The 19,346-nt window shown below is 32.0% G+C and carries 13 protein-coding genes; 6 read left to right on the top strand and 7 right to left on the bottom strand.

Annotated elements, in window-relative coordinates:
• Positions 1-62: 62 nt before the first annotated feature.
• The gene (gene murC, locus GM3708_RS11460; RefSeq protein WP_066347016.1) at positions 63-1,517 is read right to left on the bottom strand and encodes a UDP-N-acetylmuramate--L-alanine ligase; all 1,455 of its coding nucleotides are present in this window, start codon (positions 1,515-1,517) and stop codon (positions 63-65) included.
• Positions 1,518-1,712: 195 nt separating this feature from the next.
• Between murC and GM3708_RS11455 the strand changes: the two genes are divergently transcribed.
• The gene (locus tag GM3708_RS11455; protein ID WP_066347012.1) at positions 1,713-2,330 is read left to right on the top strand and encodes a hypothetical protein; all 618 of its coding nucleotides are present in this window, start codon (positions 1,713-1,715) and stop codon (positions 2,328-2,330) included.
• Positions 2,331-2,447: 117 nt separating this feature from the next.
• On the opposite strand, the gene gltX is transcribed toward GM3708_RS11455, so the two are convergent.
• Positions 2,448-3,887 carry a glutamate--tRNA ligase gene (gene gltX / locus GM3708_RS11450; protein WP_066347007.1) on the bottom strand — a complete coding sequence of 480 codons (1,440 nt, stop codon included), beginning with the start codon at positions 3,885-3,887 and terminating at the stop codon, positions 2,448-2,450.
• Between the two features lie 171 nt (positions 3,888-4,058).
• On the opposite strand from gltX, the gene GM3708_RS11445 reads away from it, so the two are divergent.
• The 3 genes from GM3708_RS11445 (at position 4,059) to GM3708_RS18725 (ending at position 7,074) form a co-directional block, all read left to right on the top strand.
• Positions 4,059-5,402, top strand: coding sequence for a peptidylprolyl isomerase (locus tag GM3708_RS11445; protein ID WP_066347005.1), 1,344 nt, complete (start codon positions 4,059-4,061; stop codon positions 5,400-5,402).
• Positions 5,403-5,759: 357 nt separating this feature from the next.
• Positions 5,760-6,500, top strand: a complete 741-nt coding sequence (locus tag GM3708_RS11440; RefSeq protein WP_066347004.1) for a DUF3120 domain-containing protein — start codon at positions 5,760-5,762, stop codon at positions 6,498-6,500.
• A gap of 418 nt (positions 6,501-6,918) precedes the next feature.
• Complete coding sequence (locus tag GM3708_RS18725; RefSeq protein WP_158505873.1) at positions 6,919-7,074, top strand: hypothetical protein; 156 nt, start codon at positions 6,919-6,921, stop codon at positions 7,072-7,074.
• 34 nt (positions 7,075-7,108) lie between these two features.
• Here the strand turns inward: GM3708_RS18725 and GM3708_RS11435 are convergent, their stop codons facing one another.
• The 3 genes from GM3708_RS11435 to GM3708_RS11425 all read right to left on the bottom strand — a co-directional run bounded on the left by GM3708_RS11435 (position 7,109) and on the right by GM3708_RS11425 (position 10,274).
• A complete protein-coding gene (locus GM3708_RS11435; RefSeq protein ID WP_082714085.1) occupies positions 7,109-7,861 on the bottom strand; it encodes a TrkA family potassium uptake protein in 753 nt (250 codons plus the stop codon).
• Between the two features lie 6 nt (positions 7,862-7,867).
• Complete coding sequence (locus GM3708_RS11430; protein ID WP_066347001.1) at positions 7,868-9,205, bottom strand: TrkH family potassium uptake protein; 1,338 nt, start codon at positions 9,203-9,205, stop codon at positions 7,868-7,870.
• 109 nt (positions 9,206-9,314) lie between these two features.
• The gene (locus GM3708_RS11425) at positions 9,315-10,274 is read right to left on the bottom strand and encodes a 3'(2'),5'-bisphosphate nucleotidase (protein ID WP_066347000.1); all 960 of its coding nucleotides are present in this window, start codon (positions 10,272-10,274) and stop codon (positions 9,315-9,317) included.
• Between the two features lie 370 nt (positions 10,275-10,644).
• Here GM3708_RS11425 and GM3708_RS11420 point away from each other — a divergent pair, with 370 nt between their 5' ends.
• Complete coding sequence (locus GM3708_RS11420) at positions 10,645-13,914, top strand: EAL domain-containing protein (protein WP_231932929.1); 3,270 nt, start codon at positions 10,645-10,647, stop codon at positions 13,912-13,914.
• Positions 13,915-13,934: 20 nt separating this feature from the next.
• Here GM3708_RS11420 and dnaK read toward each other — a convergent pair whose 3' ends face one another.
• Positions 13,935-15,953: a molecular chaperone DnaK gene (dnaK, locus tag GM3708_RS11415; RefSeq protein WP_066346995.1), complete on the bottom strand. Its 2,019-nt coding sequence runs from the start codon at positions 15,951-15,953 to the stop codon at positions 13,935-13,937.
• A gap of 84 nt (positions 15,954-16,037) precedes the next feature.
• The gene (grpE, locus tag GM3708_RS11410; protein ID WP_396229671.1) at positions 16,038-16,784 is read right to left on the bottom strand and encodes a nucleotide exchange factor GrpE; all 747 of its coding nucleotides are present in this window, start codon (positions 16,782-16,784) and stop codon (positions 16,038-16,040) included.
• Between the two features lie 498 nt (positions 16,785-17,282).
• Between grpE and GM3708_RS11405 the strand changes: the two genes are divergently transcribed.
• Positions 17,283-19,334 carry a GspE/PulE family protein gene (locus GM3708_RS11405; RefSeq protein ID WP_066346987.1) on the top strand — a complete coding sequence of 684 codons (2,052 nt, stop codon included), beginning with the start codon at positions 17,283-17,285 and terminating at the stop codon, positions 19,332-19,334.
• Positions 19,335-19,346: the final 12 nt, after the last annotated feature.

The following is a 19,346-nucleotide window of genomic DNA, read 5'->3' as shown; positions in this document are numbered from 1 at the left end:
TAATAACAGAAGACAGAAAAAGAAAGAATTTTGTTCATTTCTAATTTCTAATTCCTAATTATTTAGGCGGCTTGTGCCAAAGATTCATGATTTAGTTTGAGCAGTTGAGGTATAGTCTGATTAAGATTTCCAGCACCTAAAAACAAGGTTAAATCTTGAGTTTCTAAAAAATCTGCTAAAAATGCAGTAATGGTAGATAAATTATCATGATAATACACTTTGGGATGATATTTTTTAAGTGTTTCCGCAACCTTCTTTCCGTCTATACCAGTGGTATTTGTTTCCCCCGCACTATAAATATCCGTTAAAATTACGACATCTGCTTCTGCAAAACATTGGGCAAATTCCTCCAAAAAAGTGGCAGTACGACTGTAACGATGAGGTTGAAATATCGCTACCAATCTTTTAGCGTTATATTGAGGCAATCTTGCTCTTCCTGCTTGTAATGTACAACGAATTTCACTAGGATGGTGAGCATAATCATCAATTAATGTACCACCTTGATAAGTTCCTCTGTGCTCAAATCTTCTTTTTGCACCTTCAAATGTGCTTAAGGCTTGGGCGATAATATTAAAGTCTAATCCTAATTTACGTCCAACAGCAATAGTGGCTAAAGCATTACTAATGTTATGATCTCCTGACAATAGTAAGGAAATATCACCTAATAAATGACCATTTTCCCAAATTTCTGCCTGACTTCCATAGGGAGTGTGAGTTAATTTTTTAGCAATATAGTTGGCGTTACTATCAGAGTTTAAACTATAAGTGAGAGTGGCGTTAATATTTTCTTTGATCACTGGGCAATCAATACAAGCTATAACAGTATTAGATTGAGCAGAAAATTCCTGAAAAATATTGACTAATTGTTCTAAAGACTCGTAATGATCAGGATGATCTAATTCTATATTAGTAATAATACCAAATTGAGGATGATGTTTAACTAAAGATCCGTCCGATTCATCTGCCTCCGCAACTAAATAAGCACTCTCCCCTAAACGAGCATTACCCTCCCAAGCATTAACTTCTCCTCCTATAATGACGGTAGGATCTAAACCGCATTCTAACAACATATAACCGATTAAACTGCTGGTAGTTGTCTTCCCATGAGTTCCAGCAACGGCTATACTTTGATAATCTTTAATTAACGCCGCTAATAAATCAGAACGATGATAAATAGGATAACCTTGATTTATCGCCTCTTGATATTCAATATTATTATCATTAATCGCAGTAGAACAAATGACCTGAGTTTGATAGTTATTACTTTTAGGATTGCTATGGGCGAAGAGATTGAGACTAGAATGATGTTGTTTTATTTTTTCAAGATTTTCAGCGGTTTGACTGGTAAAAATTTGAGCACCTACTGATTCTAAACGTTCGGTTATATGAGTAGTACGAAGATCAGAGCCAGATACTGGCAGGTCTCTTTTTGCTAAAATATAGGCTAAAGCAGACATTCCAATGCCACCAATGCCGATAAAATGAAACGGCTTTCCGCTTAAATCTATTTCTTTCATTTGTCTATTCTCCTTGCACACCAAATAAGTAGTAACTATAAATTTGTTTTAATGATATACTGATTTTTGTAAATCATACCAGCATTTTTCTTTTTATTCTCAATCAACTAATTATTAATTTATTAGTCATATTTGTCAAAGTTTTGTTAACTGCTTATCCTCATTGAGCTTAAATTTATCTCCTTCCAAACTAGAATGATTGATACTCTCACCTTAGAAACCGAATTAAGTAAATGTGATAAACGATTAAGAATATCTCCTTTTGATCCCAGAATGTATATTTATAGGGGAATGATACACTTTAAACTAGGACAACTTCTTCTGTCATTACAAGACTTTAACAAAGCAGAAGAATTAAATCCCCAGTTAACACCTTATCTATGGCAACGAGGCATCACTTACTATTATTTAGGTAAATATGCAAAAGGTGCGAGACAATTTGAATTAGATTTAAGTGTTAATTCTCAAGATGTGGAAGAAACTCTTTGGCATTATCTATGTATGGCTCAATTAGAAAATTCTTTGTCAGCGAGAGAATGTTTATTATCTGTGAAGTATCATTTACCCTTATTTATGCGTCGAATATATAATCTTTTTGCAGGAAAATCTTCCGTGGAAAATTTTTTATATACTTTCAATGACTCTAACATTCGAGATTTATTTTATCTCAATCTCTATCTTGGTTTATATTATGAAGCAGAACGTGACCAGATAAATTCTTCTTTTTATATAAATAGGGCGATCGAATGTAAAATTGATGATTATATGTGGTATCTTGCCCGTCTTCATCGGCAATTGAGACTCGGAAACTAGAAGAGGGTATTAAATTTATTGATTCACAAAAAAAAAGAAAGAGGCTAACAGGACTTAATTTATAAATGTTTTTCCTATTTACGCCCCTTTTTACTACAAAACGAATAAGAGCAAATTTTAGTTATTAATGGTTGATTCTAAACGAGTTTGATCAATGGCTTTTCGATTTAATAATAACCATGTTTGTATTAAATCAGGACCATGTAATTCTCCTGTTAAACCTACTCGAAGCGATCGCATTACTAAACCTTTTTTGACTTTTAAATCTTTAGTAATTTGTTTGATAATATCATTTGCTTCCGAGGAAGCCAAATCAGATTTAGTGGCAGTAATTACTGCTTTTAAAACTTCTTTTACTCCTTCTTGAGTTAAAAATTCTTCGGCTTCTTGAGTTAAACTAACGCCATCAGCAAAAAATAATTGTGCTTCTTTCACTCCATCTGTAAGACGAGTCAAACTAGGTGCAATTAAACCAGTAAGTTGTAATAACCAATCGTGATCATTTTCGAGGTTGAATTGATAACCAGCTTCTTGCCAATAAGGAATTAATAAGGGTAATAATTCTTCTGATGATAACTTGTGTAAATATTGACTATTTAACCAATCTAACTTATCCCAATCGAATTTTGCTCCTGCTTTATTAACTCTTTCTAAACTAAATTTAGTGGCAGCTTCAGATAGGCTAAATATTTCTTCTGTATCTGGAGAAGTCCACCCTAAAAGTGTCATATAATTAACCAAAGCTGGGGCAATAAATCCCATTTTTCGGAAATCGTCAATGGAAGTTACACCATCACGTTTTGATAATTTTTTGCCTTCAGAGTTTAAAATTAAGGGCGTATGAGCAAATTCAGGCACTTTTGCACCTAATGCTTGATATAATAAAATTTGTTTGGCTGTATTAGCAATATGATCTTCTCCTCGAATCACATGACTAATATTCATGTCAATATCATCCACTACTACCGCTAGATTATATAAGGGTTGTCCAAAGCGATCACCATCTTTTTCAGGAGTACGAGCAATTACCATATCACCACCTAAATCACTACCCTGCCATGACACTTTGCCTCTAATTAAATCATGCCAAATAATTTGTTCATGATCTTCGATTTTAAATCTAATTACGGGTTTACGTCCTTGTGCTTCAAATTTTGCAATATCTTCTGATGATAAATTTCTGTGACGATTATCATAGCGAGGTGCTTGATTATTAGCTTTTTGGATTTCTCGCATGGTTTCTAATTCCTCAGAAGTGCAATAACAAGGATAAGCGAAACCTTTATCAAGTAAAGTTTGAATGGCTTGACGATAAAAATCTAATCTCTCAGTTTGAAAAAATGGTCCTTCATCCCAATATAGTCCTAACCAACTTAAACCAGATTTAATGTTATCAGTGTATTCGGGTTTTGATCTTTCTAAATCAGTATCTTCAACTCTTAATATAAATGTACCTTCATGATGTCTTGCAAATAACCAGTTAAATACGGCTGTACGTGCTGTACCTATATGTAAATTACCTGTAGGTGATGGTGCAATTCTGACTCTAACGGACATGATTAATTTTGATAATAATTTTTTTGCAGTCTTACATTTTACCTTAACCAGAGTTTTACTATGAAGTTTTGAAAACTAAACTTTAAAGTTTATATTTATTGATAAGATCGGGAACTATATTATGATTGAAAAAATCTTTAAAAAAGTAAATATTAGGCTGTAAATTTAGATATGAGTATTAATGTTAATTCTTTGAATCCTATCGTTGTCAATATCAATAGTAATGATACAACGGTTAATTTATTTCAAAATTTTGATGATCCTTTTACGACAGGTAAGGTAGCTAATTTTGATTTACGGGAAAATTCTATCGGCGCAGGAGAAATTAATATTGTACTTTTTGATCAACCCGGACAAGGTGCACCTATTACCGTTAATAATTTCATTAAATACGCTAATGATGGTGATTATATAAATACGATTATTCATAGATCTATTGCTAATTTTATCATTCAAGGCGGTGGTTTTACCGTTAATAACTTGAGGGTTGGTAATGTTCCTGCCGATGCACCTATTGTCAATGAATTTAGCCCTAATCGCTCTAATACTAGAGGTACTATTGCCATGGCAAAGTTAGGGAATAATCCTAATAGTGCTACAAATCAATGGTTTTTTAATTTGGGTAATAATGCTAGTAATCTTGATAATCAAAATGGTGGTTTTACGGTTTTTGGTCAAGTTTTACCCGGTAATAATTTAACTACCATTGATGCTATTGCTAGTTTACCTGTAGTAAATGGTAGTAATATTAATGCTGCTTTTACTGATTTACCTGTCAATATTTTTAATGTTGATGTCAATAATATCCAAATTAATGAAGATGATGATTTTGTTAGATTTGAAGATATTTTTATTAATAATCTACCTGAATTAACTTTCACCGTCGAGAATAATACTAATCCTAATCTTGTCAGTGCAAGGATTGATGAAAATGGTCGTCTTAAGTTAAATTATTTTAACAATATTCAAGGTGTCGCTGATATTACTGTTAAAGCCACAAACTTACTCGGAGAATCTACCACTGATACTTTAAGAGTTTCTGTTGTTAATAATCCGTCTCTTCCTAGTGGTAATCTAAATACTTCTTTTAATCGTTTTCAGAATAAAAATCTTCCCGGCACATATTTATTTGCTAGTGAAATAGAAAGCAGAAATATTCGTGCAAGTTTTCCTAATTTTGTGGAAGAAGGGGTTGCTTTTCAAGTAAGCGAAACACCCGATGATGGTTTAATCGTTTTCAATCGCTTTCAAAATAAAAATCTTCCCGGTACATATTTATATGCTGGAGAAAAAGAAAGTCAAGGTATTCGCCAGAATTTTCCTAATTTTGTAGAAGAAGGAATCGCTTTTTATGCTTATGGTGGAGATGCGAATAAGGGAGTTGACTTTTATCGTTTTCAAAATACTCAACAACCAGGTACATATATATTTGTAGGAGAACAAGAAAGACAAAATATTCTCGCTAATTTCCCTAATTTTGTAGAAGAAGGGGTTGCTTTCGAGGTGAGAGTTTAACTTAGTTAGAGCTTGTAACCATACCATCAAAATCTTGAAAATACACAAAAACATAGGGTGGGCATTGCCCACTCTACACCATTAAAATCTAGGAAATACATCCTATTTGAGAAACTATTTATTGCCCATTGCCTAACTACACAACCAAATTGAGTAGAATCTACTTAAAATTTACGTTATAATTATGCCCATAGGGGGGATATTATAGTAAGTAAATAAAACAAAATTATTGTTGTCTTGCTGATTGATAAAATTTAAAATATCTAACTCAAAACTATTCTCTTGTCTCAACATTGAGATTTACCCTTAAAATATTTTAATATTAAGTAAAGATAAGTAAAGAAATTTTAAGCAATTTTGTTAAATAATACCCTATTATCACAATTAACTACTTTTTTTCCTACTTTCAGAGATAATTTTCTTGATTTTCTCTTCAGTTGGTGGTGGCAAAAAGAAAAACGTCAAAATCTCATTGTTTTCTCGGCTTCAGCTTTTTTAGTATCTATTCCTGTGTTTTTTCAAGCACCTTTGGTGAGAATTTTCCCTTGGCTTAGTCTTATTTTAACCCTTGTTTGGTTTCAACTTAGTTCTTATTGGAAACGTCAACCACAAACTTATCTTTGGGGTGATATTCTCTGGGGTTTTAGTTGGAGTTGGCTCTGTGGTTCAATTTATTGGGGATGGTTACGTTATAATCCAGCTATTCATATTCCCATTGAGGCTATCGGTTTACCTTTTGCTTTATGGTGTATCTGGAAAGGTTGGGGTTTAATTGGTAATTATTTTTATCTTGGCTCATTGATCGGTACTGCCATTACTGATTTATATTTTTATATAGCTGGTTTAATCCCCTATTGGCAAGAAATTATGATCAGTGATCCTACTTTAGTTAAACCTATTTTACAAGGTGCGATCGCTCAAGTTCAAACAGCATGGGGAATTAGTTGGGCAGTGTTATTAGCTAATCTACTTTTAGGCATTAGTTTATATGCCTTGGTAAAAAAAGAAACTCACTATATTGCCTTTGCTGGCGCAGTTTTAGCTACTATTTTTACTGATGCTCTATTCTTAGTTGCTGCGTATATTGGTATTGGTTAAGTGCAAAAGTCTTAAGCAAAACTATTTTTTATGGAGAAAAACTTATTTTTTTAAATAATAATTTTAGTTCTTTGTTCATACTTCATAGTTCAGAATTCTACTATAGCAATCCTCAATCATTTGTGAATAATTAAAGATTAAAAAATAAATTTGTAAACTTGACTATAATTTTATCGCTTATAAAAATCTCACAAATCAGAATAATAGGATTGCTATATATTGTATAATTTGTAAAAAACCTTAAATAAATATTAAATCTTAAATAAATATTAAATCTTAAATTTTCTCCACAAATTATACTGAATAAATACAGAAAAATCTTTACATAACTTAATAAGAAAATCAGTAATATCAACAATCTGATATGTTGTTAAAACAGTTAAATTTGTGATCACAATTATTAAATTATTGAATCATTATGAAATTTTGTTTTAAATGTAAAGGTACAGGAAAAATTCTCGAAAAGAGATTATCAGATTATGTAAACTCTTTTGATTACTATCCTGTTCCATGTCCTAATTGTCAAGAAGAAAGTCAGACAAAATCTGAAACTACTTTTAAGATTAGTAAGTAATTTAAAAACCATTTTTTCTGCTATGGGATTTGAATTATAGTTTATTAATATCTTTATTTGAACCGATGACAACCATTGATAATCCTTTCGTTAAAACATAATTTGGCGGGGGATTAATAATAAATTTATCATCATTTCCCACAGCTAATACATTTAAGCCATAATGACTGCGTAGTTTTACTTCCGCTAGAGTTTTGCTGTCAAATTCTGGAGGAATAGATACCTCAACAATACTATTATCCGGATCTAATTCAAAACGATCAAGTATTCCTGGTTTAGTTAGAGTATAAGCTAATTCACAACCAGCTTGATGTTCAGGATAAACCACTAAATCAGCACCGACTTTTTTCAATAATTTACCGTGAGTTGTAGAAGATGCTTTGGCAACAATATATTTTACTCCTGCTTCTTTGACGTTAAGAGTGGTAATAATACTTTCTTCTAAATAATTGCCGATGGCGACAATAACAGTATCTAATTCTAAAATACCGGCTTCTTTTAAGGCACTAACTTCGGTACAATCAAGACGAATGGCACTACTAGCAATTTTATCAGTCAAAGCTTGGGCGACTAATTTTTCATCGACATCTACACCCAAAACGTCATAGCCCATATTGTAAAGGGTTTCACATACAGCCCTCCCAAATCTACCTAAACCGATTACCCCAAATTGACGACTTTCTTTGCGGAGATTATTTAAAAATTTCAGAGAACTAAGATCTAAACTAAAGATATTTTTAAATCTTTGATTGCTATTATTCGAGGGTTGTTGATTATTGATTGCCATAGAATTTTAACCTACTAACAGATTTTCTTCGGGATATTGGATTCGACTAGGTCGGGGATCACCTATAATGGCTGCCATAAATAATAATACTCCTACTCGTCCTAAATACATTGTTAAGACTAATGCCAATTTTGCAAAAGTAGATAAACTAGCGGTAATACCTGTAGATAAACCAACAGTCGCAAAGGCAGATACCACTTCAAACAAAATATCAATAAATTGAAAGTCAGGGTGAATTAAAGAAATGGTAAATGTCATTATCACTACAGTTATCGCAGAACCAAAAACTACGGCTGTCGCTTTTAAGATGAGAGATACTGGTACTTCTCGTTCGTACATTACCACATTTTCCTGTCCTCGCAATACAGATCTAGTACTATTGATCAAAATACTTAAAGTCGTAGTTTTTATGCCGCCACCGGTGCCACTAGGACTTGCTCCCACAAACATTAAGCCGATAGAAATAAATAAACCTGCCGTCGTCATTTTGCCAATATCAATTGTATTAAAACCCGCTGTTCTTGTCGTGACAGACTGAAACCATGCGGTAATCATTTTTTCTTGTACTGGAAAAGTGGCAAAAGTATTGTCATTATGATATTCGGTGATATAAAATGCGATCGTACCAAATAATAATAATAAAATAGTGGTGGTTGTTACAACTTTAAAGTTAAGGGAAAATTCGTATTTATGATGTTTTTTGAGGTTAAATTTATCAATAATCCAAAAATAAAATTCAATGATTACTTGATAACCAATACCACCAAAAATAATTAAGCTAGTAATAACTAAGTTAACAGGAATAGAGCTGTGATAACCCATAAGATTATCAAAAAATATACTAAATCCTGCATTATTCCATGCACTAACTGTATGAAAAATGGCGAACCACAACCCCTGTCTTATGCCATAATCATTAGCAAAGACAGGAAACAAGCAAATAATAGCGACTAATTCTAAAATAAATGTAGTAGCAAAGACTGATATGATTAAATTACGACTTCCTTGTAAAAAAGGTCGATCAAATGAGTCATTTATAGCTATTTTTTGCCTAAAATCAAATTTTTTGCCGATTAATAGGATTAAGAAGGTAGTAGTAATCATATAACCTAACCCTCCTATCTGAATCAAAATAATAATAAATAATTGACCCCAAAAGGAAAAATAAGTACCTGTGTCAACAACAATTAAGCCTGTGACACACACAGCAGATGTGGAAGTAAATAATGCTGTGATAAAACTACCCCATTCCCCTGTGGTTGTCGAAAAAGGCATCATTAACAAGCAACTGCCACTAAGTATTACAAAAATAAACCCTAAACAAATTGTTCTGGCGATAGTCATTTATTTAATTAATAATTAATAATTAACAATTAAAGAAGGCAAAGGGTAAAAGGTAAAGATAAATTAAATCTTTTTTCCTTCTTTCCTCTTCTTCTCTTCTTTTTTATTCTTAATTGTTTAAGGCTTTAATGACTAAATCATGAATTAAGCCATTACTTACTACGACTCCTCTATTATCATTCATTTTATTGGCAGTGGCAAATTCTAAGGGTTTACCTGTCATATCTGTAACTTTTCCACCTGCTTCTTCCACTACAATCGAACCAGCGGCATGATCCCATATATTTTCTCTATAATCAGGATATTTAGGGGAAGGTAATCTAAGATATAAAGCCGCTTCTCCAGCTGCGACAATACCATATTTAGCCTGAGAATCTACTCTGATAGAATCGGAGGTGATACCCACAGCTTTGGCAATAGCATTTTGTTTTTCTTGATTGCCATGATTGGCTTCAACTCCTTCTACAAAACGTAAACGACTAATGTCATCATTAGAAACTACCTGTAATTTAGTTGCATTCTTTCCTGTTAAAGTCATTTTATAACTACCTTCTCCTTTCACCGCAACGAAAATTAATCCTTTTTCACCATCATTTAAACTTAAAGCAGGACATCCTAAAATTCCTAATTTTACCTCTCCATCTTCAATTAAGGCTAAAGCGATCGCATATTGATCTTGACGTAAAAACCCTTTTGTGCCATCAATAGGATCTAAAGTCCAAAAACGATTAGTAATAGTCCCATTTCCATAATCTATCCAATCTAAAATGTCATTAGAAGTAGCATTAGGAATAATATTTTGTACATAGTGAGTAATTTTTGCTACAGTATCTTGGTTAATATCTTGTCTCAATTCTTGGGCATCTTCCTCACCAACAATGGAAGTATCAGGAAAAACTTCTTTTAATGCTTTACAAATTATAGCCTGAGAACCGAAATCTGCCACCGTAACTGGACTTTTATCTTGTTTTGCCAACGCTGGGGGAATCTCTTGACAAACTTGTTGACATAATTTAGCCGCTTGAATTACAGCAAAAATAGCAGTTTCTTTTTCTGTTTTATAGCCCATACATTTTTATAATTAACCATTATTTCATTGTTTATTATCATTCATTATCTTTATTTTGACCATAGAGCCAGAAATTTTATCTTGAATTATAATAGATTTAAAACACAGAACAGTTGTAAATTTAACAATCAATTCTTGATTAATCTCTGTGTAAACCATTACCATGAAAAAGGACTGTTCAATTGTGTCAGGCTAATATCAAAAAAAATTGATATTTAGCTCATAACAGATATAAGAATTCCATCAATTTTAAAATATATCTACTCATTATTTCCTTAAAATGGGCAATTTTTTATTTTTCTTAATTATTATACTTGTAATTATTTTAATCAATTATTTATCTATTTATTATATAAATAAATTGAAAAAAATGAATGTATCACTTATTCTCGAAAAAGACACTTATAAACATTATTTATTAGAACTACAACAAAAAGAAGCTCAAAGAATTATTAAACAAAAATATTACTATATACTATTAAAGATTAAAGATCTTATTTTAAACTATCATAATTTATCAGATATTTATGAGCAAACCATGAATATTATCAATGATAACTTAAATATACAATTTAGTTATTTATTAGAATTTTCTTCTGTAGAGAATAAGTTTATTTTAAGACATGGAAAAGGATGGAATAATGAGGATATAAATAATTATCAAATTACTGATTTAAAAAATGAATTAGTTAATATTTATCCTCCAGATGAAAAATTAATCGTTGAACAAAAAGAAGATTTAAAAAATAAACAAAGTGATATATTTATTGATAAAAAAGATTTTTTAAATTCAGGAATTATTTTTAATATTACTAACCCTATTACTAATAAAATACAGGCAATTATTGGTTTATATAGTCAAGAAAATAATAATTTTAATGAACCAGAAAGATATTTTATAACGGAAATTAAAACAACTATAGAAAAAGCACTAGAACATATTTTCAAACTAGAAACCTTATATTATAAAAATACTCTTAAAGAAAATAATCTTGAACAAGAATTAATTATAAAAACGAAAGAATTGGAATCTATTAAAAATCAATTATATTTAATTAATCAACTCAATAATATTAGTTATGAAAATGTAGATGATCGTCTAAACTTTTATTTGAAAAAAGTTAGTAAAACTTTAGATATAGATATAATAATTGTTTCAGAATGTTTTATCAATAGATATAGTATTATTGGTGCATTTAATTCCCTCCTAGAAAACAATATTTTCGATAAAGAAAATTCTTTTATTAATACTTTATCTCATGAAGTTTTAAAAGAAGGAAAAACTATTTATTACGAGCAAGTTTCTGATAATAGTTTATTGTTAAAACAGTTAATATCTAAAGAATTAAATATTAATTTTTATTTAGGTACACCGATTTTTATTAATCAAAATAATTATGGGGTTCTTCATTTATTTAACTTAAAGAATAGCCAATATAAATTAAGTTACCAAGATACTTTAATTGAATCTATTTGTCAAGAAATAGTTAGAATAATATTAGAGCAAGAAAAAGAATTAGAAAAACAACAAATAAATATTGCTTTAGAAGAAAGTCAGGAAAGACTTAAAAATATGCTTTTTTCTTTAGAAGACGTCATTTGGTCAATTCATCCTCAAACTTTACAATTAATCTATATAAATCAGGCCGCTGAAGTTTTATTTAAGTCTCCATTATCATATTTTTTTCAAAAAAGAGCTTATTGGTTAGAATTAATTCATCCTCAACAAAAACAACAAATAAAAGAAATTTATTCCAATTTATTTAATATTTCATTATTAGGAGATAATCTTCAATCTCATGATATAGAATATAGAATTTTATTACCTAATAAAGAAGAAAAATATGTTAGAGATCGAGCTTATGTTGTTTATGATGAAAATAATAATGTTATTAGTATTGATGGAATTATCACTGATATTACTAATAGAACAAAAATTCAAAAAGCATTAGAAAAAAGTGAAGAAGAATTTAGATTAATATTTGAACTTGCACCGATTGGGATGATGATTAGTGATTTACAAGGAAAAATAATTCAAGTCAACCAATCTTTTTCTGAGCTTTTAAAATATCCTCTTTCAGATATTATTAATCAAGAAGAAATCAATTTATGTCATCCTGATGATCGAGAAAAATGTGCATTATTTAAACAGAAAATTATTGCAGAATATTTAGATCAAGACAGTCAAGAAAGAAGATTTTTAGCCTATAATGGTTTAGTAGTTTATACTATTGTTAATGTCACTGCGTTAAGAAATAATCAAGGAGAAATTATCCAATTTATTCAACAAATTATAGATATTTCTGAGTTAAAAATTATGGAAGAGCAAATATTTTATGATGCATTTCATGACAAATTAACAGGATTACCTAACCGCTTTCTTTTAATGGATAGATTAAAACAATTTCTTAATAGATCTAAAAGTTCTCATAGTTTATGTGCAATTTTATTAATTGATGTAGATGATTTTAAAAAAATTAATGATAGTTTAGGTCATAAAATAGGAGATGAATTATTAACTTTAATCACAGATCAAATCGTAAATTGTGTTGAAGAAAATGATACTGTTGCCCGTATTAGTGGTGATGAATTTGTAGTATTTTTACCTGATATAAAATCAGAACAAGAAAGCTATAATATTGCAACAAACATTCTGAATAGCTGTAAGATTAGTACTGTATTACATGGACAAAATGTTTTTTCTTCTGTAAGTATTGGCATCACATTAAGTTCTTTTGGTTATCATAAAGCAGAGGAAATGATTAGAGATGCCGATTTAGCGATGTATCAAGCAAAAGAAAATGGGCGTAATTGTTATATCGTTTTCACTCCTACCATGCACACAGATTTAGTAAAAAGATTAACTTTAGAATCAGCATTAAGAAAAGCATTAGAAAATCAAGAATTAGAACTTTATTATCAACCAATTATTAACTTAAAAACAGGAATTATTGCGGGATTTGAAGCCCTAATTCGTTGGATAAGCCCTATTCATGGATTTATTTCCCCTGTAGAATTTATACCCATTGCTGAAGAAACAGGATTAATTATTGCTCTGGGAAAATGGATTTTATACACGGGGGCAACACAAATTAAAGAATGGCAAAATAAATATCCTCAATTAAATTTATTTACGGCGGTAAATGTCTCTAGTAAACAATTACTTTACTCTGATTTTTTGAAAGAAATTGATGAAATTTTGGCGACAACGAAAGTAAATCCTCATCTTTTAAAAATAGAAATTACGGAAACAATTTTAATGAATAATTATGATCATGCTAAACAAATTTTAGATCAAATTCAATCTCGTAATTTAAAAATTTCTCTTGATGATTTTGGTACAGGATATTCTTCCCTGAGTTATCTTCATCGTTTGCCTTTTAATACCCTAAAAATTGATCGAGCATTTATTCAACCCTTAATTCATCTTAATCAAAAACATCCTATTGTCGAAGCCATTGTCACTTTAGCTCATAACTTATCTTTAGATGTGGTTGCTGAAGGTATAGAGACTAAAGTTCAAGAGGAAATATTACAAAAAGTAAACTGTAACTACGGACAGGGATATTTATACTCTAAACCCATGAATGCCCAAGATGCCACAAGATTTATTGATGAACAGTTACAAAAATATAGTTGACAATTGATAATTCCTGATTATTAATCAACGGTTTCATAATCACCTGTGATGGTCTCATCTTTATCATAGTCAAAATCAAAATCATTAGGATCTTCAGAAATTTGACTTAAACCGCTCAAAATTTCATCTTCAATGCTCTTAAATTCATCATCACCATCATCATTATCTAAAGACTCATAAAGAGTATTTCCTTCTCCTTCAAAACTACTAATAATAGTCGGATTTTGAACTGATTGATAAGCTTGAGCGCCTATATTAACTACTAAGTTACGAAAATCACTCATTAATTCTTCTACCTGTCTAACAGGAATTAATGGAGATTCAATGGCTTCATCAACCTTGCGTTTACCAATTTCGATTTGATTTTTTAAGTCCGCACTGATTAGATGAGGGTTTTTGTCTAAAGTTAACTCATAACTATACATCAAGCTATCTAATTGTTTCTTGATTTCCACCAAATCTACTCTACGGCGATCTTCTACCGCAAATCTTTCGGCTTCATTTTTCATCGTATCAATTTCCGAAGAACTTAAAGCCCCAGTATTAGTAATCAAAATACTTTGTTCTTGCCCTGTACCTTTATCCTTAGCTGATACTTTTAAAATACCATCCACATCAATATCAAAAGATACCTCAATTTGTGGAACTCCCCTAGGGGCAGGAGGAATACCTGTCAATAAAAATTTCCCTAAACTTTTATTATCCTTAACCATCGACCTCTCACCCTGTAATACGTGTACTTCTACTGAACTTTGTCCATCAATAGCAGTAGAAAATACCTGAGAACGACTCGTGGGAATGGTGGTATTTCTTTCTATAACTTTTGTGAAAACTTCCCCAAGGGTTTCTAATCCCAAAGATAAAGGAGTTACATCTAACAATAATAAGTTTCTCACTTCTCCCCCCAATACGCCTCCTTGAACAGCCGCTCCTAAAGCTACAGCTTCGTCAGGATTAATAGATCTATCAATAGGGATATTTTTTCCAAAATACTTTTCAATTTGCTCAGAAATGGCAGGGGTACGAGTTGAGCCACCCACTAACACGATACGAGCAATTTGATCTCGACTTAAACCAGAATCTTTTAATGCTTGTTCCATCGGATGAGTTATATCTGCGACCAACTCCGCTATCAATTCTTCTAACTGAGGACGAGATAACTCTAACTCTAAATGTTTTGGACCACTTTCATCAGCCGTAATAAAAGGTAAGTTGATGGAAGTTTCTGCCATATTAGATAGCTCTATTTTTGCTTTTTCTGCGGCTTCTCGCAGACGTTGCAAAGCCATTTTATCTGAACGTAAATCAATACCTTCTTGTTGTTTAAATTTAATAATTAACCAATCTACAATCACTGCATCAAAGTCATCTCCTCCCAGTTGATTATTCCCAGAAGTAGAGACAACTTCAAAAATACCATTACCTAACTGTAAAATGGAAACGTCAAAAGTTCCACCACCTAAATCAAAAACTAAAACGTGTTGATCTTCGTCTTGTTTATCTAAACCATAAGCTAAAGCGGCTGCTGTGGGTTCATTAATAATACGCATCACTTCTAAACCAGCTATCACCCCAGCGTCCTTTGTAGCTTGTCTTTGGGCATCAGTAAAGTAAGCAGGAACAGTAATCACCGCCTGAGTCACTGCTTCTCCTAAGAAAGTTTCGGCATCGGTTTTCAACTTTTGCAAAATCATCGCGGAAATTTCTTGCGTGGTATAACTTTTGCCTTGAATATCCACACAAACAGTATGATCTTTTCCCATAACGCAATTATAGGTAACTCTTTTACGATCATCTTCTGTTTCTTCCCATCGTTGACCAATAAAACGCTTAATACTGTACACTGTATTTTCAGCATTAGTTACAGCTTGTCTTTTTGCCAGTTGACCAACCAATCGTTGATTTCCCTTTCCAAAACCGACAATACTCGGTGTGGTTCGAGACCCTTCTTGATTGGTTATGACAATGGGTTTGCCCCCTTCTAAAACGGCTACACAACTATTGGTTGTTCCTAAATCTATTCCGATGACCTTTCCCATAGCTAACAGTGATGGCGGTTTACTTTGTGATTGAACTATTGTTATATCATTATAGTCAGATCCTAAAATTTAAGACCAATTTTCTTAGTTACTTTCTGACACATCATTGGTTGTTTCTGCTTCTTCAGAATTATTTTCTGGAGGTGCAGCTACTTTTACCATGGCATGACGTAGTACTAAATCATTTAACATATAGCCTCTGACTAATTGTTCCATGACAATCCCTTCTTCATGTTCGTCAGTCGGTTCTCTTAACATGGCTTCATGATAATTAGGATCAAACGACTCTCCTTCAGGACGCATTGCAGATACACCAATTTTTTTCAAGCTATCTACAAAAGTTTTATAAACTCCTTGATAGCTTTTATGAATATTCATTTCCCCGTCATTAGCTGGTTTAATTTGAGTTCTAGCTCGTTCAAAATTATCCACTACGGGTAATAATTCATTGATCGTTTTTTTCTTGATGATTAACTCTAGTTCTTCTTTTTCCTTAGTTGTGCGGCGGCGGAAATTATCAAAATCTGCGGTTAAGCGCATAAATTGACCTTGAATATTCTTATTTTGTTCAGTTTGGACTTCTAATTGTGCTTTTAACGAGGCAATTTCTGCTTCTAAAGAAGTAATATGAGTTTGTGTGGCTTCATCTATTGGAGATTCATTCACCACAGAATCCTCTGAATCCGTTTGTGATTCAATGTTTGTATCTTCTGAAGTGTTTGCTTCTTGGGTAGAATTATCATTTGCCTCTTCATTCACTGACTCATTATCGGCTCGATCTGATTCAAAATCAGTTTCGGATACTGTGGAGGCATTTTCTGATTCAGACACCAACTCTTGGTTATTTGTAATATCCATTTCTTTTTCTAAATCAGGGTAGTTGTCCGTTTCACTCATCATAACTGCAATTTTTCTACTTATAAAAAGTAAACTATTTTCTTTATGTCCATATAACATTGTACTAGAATAAGTAAGAATTTTTACATCAGTTTCTTTTTGTTTCGTTTATGAGTAATTATTTAATCACGGTTGAGAAAACCTAAATTTTATTTTCTATGGTTGCAATGTACTTTCTTAACGATTCCCAAACCTTTTTGTATTTTAAAATAAAACATTAAAAAAATACAAAAATCGAGTATTATAGAATAATATCAGTTACCAAAAATTTTTCAACCCATTTAAGTTTTTATAGTTTCATTTCTAAAAATATAACCTTATCATTTCTTGAGGATCATGCTTAAGTTATAGTCTGTGCTGAAAATCACATTAATTTTATACTACAGTTATTTTTCATTATCGTTGATCGAATCCTTAGCTTAATTGAATATCATGACTCAAACTCCTATTTCCTCACAAACCCAAAAACAAGAAAAACTCAAAACTGCTTTAGTTAGTCCAGATTATTTTAATCCCTTTGGCAATAAGTTAATTCAATCAGGTTATATCGATAAAGATCAATTGAAACAAGCTCTAGTAGAAGTTAGAAATCAGAAAAAACCTCTTGTTAAAATATTGGAAGAAATGACTCAGAGAGCCTTATCTCCTGAGTTAGTGAGGCAATATAAAAAACATCATCTCTTTGAGTTAAAAATACTCTACGGAGTTGATTGTGTAGATCCTGAATCGGAAGAAATTGCTTCCGAACAAATGACGGATTTAATTGAATCAGTAGTAGGGATTCAAATTTGTCGTCGTCATAAATTATTACCTTTAAAACGCATTGAAGAAGATCCTCCTGTATTACTCATTGCCATGGTTAATCCTGATAATTTACAGGCTTTGGACGATATGAAAAAATTATTGCGTTCGAAAAACTTAGGTTTACAGCGTATCGTAATTACGGAGGAAGATTACGATAAATTATTAACTAAGTATTTTGAACAGCAACAAGAAAGACAAAAATTAAAAGAAGCGAAGGAGAAAATACAAGAGTTAGAAAGATTAGGAGATGTTAGTGGACTTGTCGATGATTTAGGTAGTAATAGTTTAGATGAAGCAGAAGGAGAAGGCGGAGATGATTTAGCCTCCGATAGTGAAGCAAACCAAGCACCCATAATTGAATTAGTTAATAAAATTTTAATTAAAGCCATACAAGAAGGTGCATCAGATATTCATGTTGAACCTCAAGAAGAAAACTTCCGAGTACGTTTACGTAAAGATGGGGTTTTGCGACAGTATTTTACTTTGCCCAAACATATCATTCCCGCAGTAACTGCTCGTTTCAAAATTATGGGGGAATTGGATATTTCTGAACGTCGTTTACCCCAAGATGGTAAAATTCGTCGCAAATTTCAGGGACGCACTGTCGATTTTCGGATGAATACTTTACCTAGTCGTTATGGTGAAAAAGTATGTTTACGTATTCTAGACAACTCTGCTACTCAATTAGGTTTAAACTTCCTCATCAGTGACGAAGAAACTTTAGCAAAAGTAAGAGATATTGCTAGTCGTCCTTTTGGTTTAATTTTAGTTACAGGACCGACAGGCTCAGGTAAGTCCACCAGTTTATATTCAGTTTTAGCGGAAAGAAATGAACCTGGAGTTAATATTAGCACGGCGGAAGATCCTATTGAGTATGCTTTACCCGGTATTACTCAAGTACAAGTAATTCGAGAAAAAGGCATGAACTTTGCTTCGATTCTACGGGCATTTATGCGTCAAGATCCTGATATTATTCTTGTGGGTGAAACTAGAGACGCAGAAACCGCCAAAACAGCTATTGAAGCAGCTTTAACTGGTCACTTAGTCTTAACAACTTTACATACTAACGATGCCGCAGGTGCGATCGCTCGTTTAGATGAAATGGGAGTTGAACCCTTTATGATTTCAGGAGCTTTACTGGGGGTTTTGGCTCAACGTTTAATGCGTCGAGTGTGTAGTGAGTGTAAGGAAGCCTATAATCCTACAAGGGAAGAATTAGCCCGTTATGGACTATTAGCATCTAATGAGGAATCAGTGACTTTTTATCGTGCCAAAAGTTTAAAAGGAGAAGAGCTACAAACAGCAAGTGCTAATGGCACAGTTTGTATGAAGTGCGGTGGCACTGGTTATAAAGGAAGGGTTGGGGTATATGAATTTATGGTTATGAGTGAAAGATTAGAAAAGCTGATCAATCAAGGGGCAACCACTGATATGATTAAAGAAGCTGCGGTAGAAGAGGGCATGACAACGATTTTGGCTTATAGTCTTAACTTAGTACGTCAAGGACATACAACTTTAGAAGAAGTGGAAAGGGTTACATTTACAGACTCGGGTTTAGAAGCTGAATTAAAAGCAAAACGTAAAACATCTTTAGTCTGCAGTAATTGTGATGCCGAACTAGAACAACAATGGTTGGATTGCCCTTACTGTATGACTCCTCGTTTTGGTGAAGCAAAGTAAAGGTAGTTTGCT

This window comes from Geminocystis sp. NIES-3708, from assembly GCF_001548095.1.
Lineage (GTDB): Bacteria > Cyanobacteriota > Cyanobacteriia > Cyanobacteriales > Cyanobacteriaceae > Geminocystis.
The sequence above is the reverse complement of the archived record's forward strand: the minus strand, read 5'-3'. Positions and strand labels throughout refer to the sequence as shown.

Bases quoted from the DNA above. Each gene is read 5' to 3' on its own strand.
- murC (WP_066347016.1), bottom strand. From the start codon at position 1,517: ATGAAAGAAATAGATTTAAGCGGAAAGCCGTTTCATTTTATCGGCATT.
- GM3708_RS11455 (WP_066347012.1), top strand. From the start codon at position 1,713: ATGATTGATACTCTCACCTTAGAAACCGAATTAAGTAAATGTGATAAA.
- gltX (WP_066347007.1), bottom strand. From the start codon at position 3,887: ATGTCCGTTAGAGTCAGAATTGCACCATCACCTACAGGTAATTTACAT.
- GM3708_RS11445 (WP_066347005.1), top strand. From the start codon at position 4,059: ATGAGTATTAATGTTAATTCTTTGAATCCTATCGTTGTCAATATCAAT.
- GM3708_RS18725 (WP_158505873.1), top strand. From the start codon at position 6,919: ATGAAATTTTGTTTTAAATGTAAAGGTACAGGAAAAATTCTCGAAAAG.
- GM3708_RS11435 (WP_082714085.1), bottom strand. From the start codon at position 7,861: ATGGCAATCAATAATCAACAACCCTCGAATAATAGCAATCAAAGATTT.
- GM3708_RS11430 (WP_066347001.1), bottom strand. From the start codon at position 9,205: ATGACTATCGCCAGAACAATTTGTTTAGGGTTTATTTTTGTAATACTT.
- GM3708_RS11425 (WP_066347000.1), bottom strand. From the start codon at position 10,274: ATGGGCTATAAAACAGAAAAAGAAACTGCTATTTTTGCTGTAATTCAA.
- GM3708_RS11420 (WP_231932929.1), top strand. From the start codon at position 10,645: ATGAATGTATCACTTATTCTCGAAAAAGACACTTATAAACATTATTTA.
- dnaK (WP_066346995.1), bottom strand. From the start codon at position 15,953: ATGGGAAAGGTCATCGGAATAGATTTAGGAACAACCAATAGTTGTGTA.
- GM3708_RS11405 (WP_066346987.1), top strand. From the start codon at position 17,283: ATGACTCAAACTCCTATTTCCTCACAAACCCAAAAACAAGAAAAACTC.